Raw genomic sequence first — 4,876 nt, forward strand, 5'->3', positions numbered from 1 at the left:
CGCGCCCATATCTGCTGCATCGGGAATCCCCTCCGTCGTCACGAGGGCCGGAACCTACCACCGGCCACTGACGATTGCCCGGGCAACCGTCTCCTCCGCGTCGGCCACGTGCGGAAAGCCCTGTTCGACCGCCGGGCGAACTGATCGGTGCGACAACGGCTTCTGAGCGGCTCAGTGCACTGTGGCGGGCTCGGCAGCCAGTGCGTTGCGGGAGCGGATGCGCAGGGCGACGGTGCGGGTGAGCACCGCGGCTACGGCCATCAGCACCAGGCCATTGGTGACGATTGCGTCGACCTGGGTGGGCAGTGCGCCGTGCTGGACGAACCAGCGGCCCAGGCTGTAGGTGAACCAGTAGGAGGCGCCGTAGGAGAACAGCGTCCGTGCCGCGGAGACGGTGATCCAGATGGCGGCGTAGTCCCAGCCGCCGGTGGTGGACAGGGCGCCGTCGGACGCCCGACGCGTGATCTTCAGGCGGCTGGCGGCGGCCAGGCCGAGCAGGACGCCCGCTGCCGCGCCGAGGACCTCGACGGTCAGACCGATGCCGCTGGCGAACAGGGTGTGCACGAAGAGCGGCACGATGGCGGCGGCGGTGATCAGCGGCCGGGTCAACCGCTTGCGGGTGACCTGCTTCAGGCCGAGGTCGGCCAGGAGTGTGGTGGTCAGGACGGCTGCGTTCACCAGCAGCGCCTGTTCGAAAGCGGTCACGGAGACTCCTTGTGAGATGGGGGAAGGGTGGGTTCGGGATCTACCGGCGATCCGGTGAACGCGGACCAGTGTGTGTCCGCCGGACCGTGCGGGGCCTCGGCCGACGGACCTAGCAGGGTTGAGCCGGCGACTTCCACCGTTGCCCACCCCCGGGTGGAGACGAGCGCGAACCGGTTCGCCTAGCGTGATCGCATGCCGCCCGACCCCAGCCCTGATCCGGCCGCGCACGACCAGCGGGCCACGACCGGTGACGCATCCCCGCGCCCGTCCAAGGCGCGCGCCGAGCTGTGGACGATGGTCCTGCTCCGGCCACTCGCGCTGGCCGCCGTCCTAGCCGTGCTCGTCTCGAAGCGGCAGTTCCAGTGGAGTGCGCCCCACCTCGCCGCGTTCGTGCTGCTCGCCGTGGGATGGCTGGCGTGGTCCGTGGTGGCAGCCAGGGCGGCGTTCGCCCTCGACCTGGTGCCGCAGCGCACCGCGGCCACGCTGCTGACCGTGGTCGCGGTATCCGGCAGCCTGCTGCTGACCGCGGCGCCAGGCGCCGGCCCGGTCGCCCTGCTGGTCGTACTGGCGGTGATCGCGGCAGGCGCCGATCTGCCCATGCTGATCAGCACAGGCGTGCTGTCCTGCGGCGTGCTCGCTCTGGCTGCGGGCACGGCCCTTGGCCCGCATGGGGCCCACACCGAAGCACTGACGGTGCAGAGCGCGGTCCTGCTGGCCGCCTATCTGACCGGGGTGACCCGCCGCAGCATCCGCATCCAGCACCTGCAAGCCCGCCGCCTGCTCGCGGAAACCCAGGAAGCGCAGGAGGAGCGCCAGCGCGCGGCGGCACTGGCAGAGCGCGCCCGACTCGCCCGGGAGATCCACGACGTGCTGGCCCACTCCCTCGGCGCACTCGTCATCCAGCTCGAGGTCATCGAGACCCTGCTCGCCACCGATCCGGCGGACGTGGCCCAGGCGACGGAACGCGCCGAAAGAGCCCGTCGGATCGCGAAGGACGGACTCACCGAGACCCGCCGGGCCATCGCCGCGCTACGCGCCGACACCCCGCCCCTGCCCGAGGCCCTCGCCTCCCTGGCCGCCGGCCAGCACACAGCCGCAGGCCGCGCAGCGGACTTCCGGCTGCGCGGCAATCCGCGCCCCCTGGGGGCGGAGGCCAGTCTGGCGCTCCTGCGCGTAGCCCAGGAGGCTCTGGTGAACGCGGCCAAGCACGCCCCCGGCCGGCCGGTGCGCATGACTCTGGAGTACGCCGAGCACCGGGTCCGACTGACCATCGTCTCCTACGGCCTTTCCGGGGCGCCAGGCGCGCCCCCGGAGGCGCCGGACGCGGCCGAGCCCCCTACCGTGGAAGGCGTCTCCGGCGGCTACGGGCTGGCCGGGATGCGCGAGCGGCTGCTCCTGGTCGGCGGGGAGCTGACCGCTGGCCCCTGCCCGGAGGGCTGGCGAGTGGCTGCGGAGGTGGCGGCATGACGGTACGGGTGGTGGTCGCGGACGACCAGGCGGTCGTCCGCGAAGGTCTGATGATCCTCCTCGACACGGTGCCGGGGATCGACGTGGTCGGTGGCGCCGCCAACGGTGCGGAGGCCATCGCCCGCACGGTCGAACTGCGCCCGGACGCCGTCCTCATGGACCTGGTGATGCCTGTCCTCGACGGTGTGGAGGCCACCCGCCGGATCACCGAGGAACTGCCCGGTGTAGCCGTGGTGGTGCTGACCACACTGGCCGACGAGGACAAGATCATCGATGCGCTGCAAGCGGGCGCCCTGGGCTACCTCACCAAAGACGCCGGCAAGGACCAGATCGCCCGCGCCATCCAGACGGCGGTCTCCCGGCAGGTCACCCTCGACCCCGAGGTCCAGCGCCGACTGCTCGCCGCAGCCGTGCGCGGCCACCAGGCACGAGAGCGCCACGACCAGCACGACGAACCACAGCAGACACCGCCCTCGGCCCTCCAGCTCACGCCCCGCGAGGAGGACGTGCTGCGGCTGCTCGCCACCGGACTGCCGAACGCCGCCATAGGCCGCCGCCTGCTCATCGGCCCAGCCACGGTCAAAACCCATGTCAACCACCTGTTCGCCAAACTCGGCGTCACCATCCGCGCCGAGGCGGTCGCCTGGGCACACAGTCACGGGTACGCCACAGGCAGCGCCGATTGATCACCGCCCGCGACCCACGGCGCGGCTCCTGGTGGCGCCGCTCCTGACCCCGCCTCACTCCGGCGCAGGTCGCTGACCCACGCCGGGGAGTTTCGGCACCCCTGCTGGCCTGCACCGGGGAGTTTCACCCTGGGCCGGTGGTGAGTTTGCCCGCCCCGACCCGGCCGCCGCCGGTGAGTTTCGGGTGTCCTCGCAGGTCAGTGGCCGGTGAGAACGGCTGCCGCTGGTCCGTCCGGGTGGCGGCCAGGTTCGGTGGGGCGGCGGGGCGGGCAGAGCCTGCGGCATGACGACACCGTCCACCAGGCGCCCCCGTCGGCGACGCCGTCCGGCCGCGCCCGCCATCTCCGCACCCGCTGCCCCGGTCCGGCCGGACGAAGGGTGCTGCCGGACCTGGTCGAGCGAGCACATCACCCCGGGCGGGGTCGTCGTCCGAACGACCTGGCACGAGCCCGCCTGCCCGGCCCGGGCTCGACGGTGACCACCAGCGGTGCGAGTGCGGGCACCGGTCCGGTCCGGACGTCGAGGTTCTCAGCCGAGAAGCGCGAGGTGGTCGGCGCCGCCGCCGCGCCACTCGATCATGACGAGGGTGGTGTCGTCGCTGGTGCGCTCGCCTCGTTCCCTCTTCAGCGTGTGGGAGAACCGGCGCAGATCCGCCCGCACTCCCTGGGACGGTTCTTCCCCCAGGCGGTTGACGCAGTGGATGGGGCGTTCCTCGCCGAACGGCTCGCCGCCGGTGACGTGTTCCTCGATGATGCCGTCGGTGCAGCGCAGCACCCGGCCGCCCGGCTGGAGCAGGAGCTCCCGGATCCGGGGCTCCTCGCCGCCGGACCCGGCTCCCGGCGCCGGGTCCGGAAGAACTGGTCGGTGTAGGCGTTCTTGGTGACCAGCACGTCGGCGACCGGGCAGGCGAGCCTGCGCGGCAGGCGCCGGTCGTCGTCGCCGACGGTGTCCAGGGTCAGGGCCATGACCCCCACCTGGTCACTGCCGTCCAGCATCGGCAGATACATCCGCAGGCCGCCGTGGGCCTGCGGGACCTCGACGACCTCGGCGCTCAGGAAGGCCCGGCCGGCGGGGGAGCCGGTCATCGGTTCGGGCCGGCCGACGTGCAGCTTGCTGCCCGCGAGCGGCACCAGCACTTCCTGCGCGTAGTCCTGGAGCAGGATGGAGACGTCATGGCCGCCGGTCCTGGCCACTTCCTCGGCGACCAGTGGGGCGATCAGCTGCGGCGGCATCAGCCGCGCCCGGTCCAGCAGGAGGCCGAGCAGCCGCTCACCTACCGGGAGTCCGGCGAGAAAATGAAAACCGCTGACGTCGAAGACGGCATTTTCTGGTACATGATTGCCCCCCTCGATAAACGCGTCCATCCTCCGAGCCCAGTCCCTGTAGGGCCCAATCAGCGGAAATCCGGACAGTCGAATTCCTGAACTGATGGTCTGCGCATGATTGCCAGTCATTGCTCGCCAGCGCGATGTCAGCCGTCACCCCGTAGTTCATTCTTGACCTATGGTGTGCCGGACGGTGGTGTAGGCCGCATGACAAATACCATAATGTGTGTGACCTGAAAGACAGTTGAGGTTCTGCGACTGGCGGCGCCGGCGAACGATCCACCGTGGGGCACGAAGATCGGGAAGCGGGCCGACTTCGGCAGGAGCACGATCTCGCAGATCCTCGCCAGGCTCACCGCGCTGAACCTCGCGAGGAGGAAGGCCCGCATCCGGGACGCCCGCCGCGGATCTTCTCGAAGCCAACCGAAGAAGGCCGCTGCCAGGCGGAGGCGGCACTGGCCGGGCGGAATGTGCGCAGCCAGCCCGATGCCCGTCACAACAGCTCGCCGAGCCGTGCGACTTCGCGACCTTCCGGTCTACCCCGCCGACCGTCATCTTGACGATCTTCGCACCCGCGGGCGGAACATGCTTGCCGCCCGCGCAGCAGGCACGGACTGATCGGCCGGCGAACGGGATGACGGCCTGAAGAGGGGGAGGGGAGGGGAGGGGAGGGGAGGGGAGGGGAGGCTGTCT

General features: G+C 71.2%; 3 protein-coding genes and 1 pseudogene. 2 read left to right on the forward strand and 2 right to left on the reverse strand.

Annotated elements, in window-relative coordinates; all coding sequences use genetic code 11:
- Nucleotides 1–171: 171 nt before the first annotated feature.
- Complete coding sequence (locus ACFC1R_RS38615) at nt 172–705, reverse strand: hypothetical protein (protein ID WP_375946398.1); 534 nt, start codon at nt 703–705, stop codon at nt 172–174.
- A 192-nt stretch (nt 706–897) separates the two neighbouring features.
- Here ACFC1R_RS38615 and ACFC1R_RS38620 point away from each other — a divergent pair, with 192 nt between their 5' ends.
- Both ACFC1R_RS38620 and ACFC1R_RS38625 read left to right on the forward strand, forming a co-directional pair.
- Nucleotides 898–2,172, forward strand: a complete 1,275-nt coding sequence (locus ACFC1R_RS38620) for a sensor histidine kinase (protein WP_375946399.1) — start codon at nt 898–900, stop codon at nt 2,170–2,172.
- Nucleotides 2,169–2,858 (forward strand): response regulator, encoded by a 690-nt coding sequence (locus tag ACFC1R_RS38625; protein WP_375946400.1) that lies wholly within the window; start codon nt 2,169–2,171, stop codon nt 2,856–2,858. Before ACFC1R_RS38620 ends, ACFC1R_RS38625 begins: the two co-directional genes overlap by 4 nt.
- A 528-nt stretch (nt 2,859–3,386) precedes the next feature.
- On the opposite strand, the pseudogene ACFC1R_RS38630 reads toward ACFC1R_RS38625, so the two are convergent.
- Nucleotides 3,387–4,210: pseudogene (locus ACFC1R_RS38630) on the reverse strand (SpoIIE family protein phosphatase).
- Nucleotides 4,211–4,876: the final 666 nt, after the last annotated feature.

The organism is Kitasatospora sp. NPDC056138, assembly GCF_042264695.1.
Taxonomy (GTDB): Bacteria; Actinomycetota; Actinomycetes; order Streptomycetales; family Streptomycetaceae; genus Kitasatospora.

Excerpts from the sequence above, each read along its gene's own strand:
- ACFC1R_RS38620 (WP_375946399.1), top strand. The coding sequence starts at position 898 with ATGCCGCCCGACCCCAGCCCTGATCCGGCCGCGCACGACCAGCGGGCC.
- ACFC1R_RS38625 (WP_375946400.1), top strand. The coding sequence starts at position 2,169 with ATGACGGTACGGGTGGTGGTCGCGGACGACCAGGCGGTCGTCCGCGAA.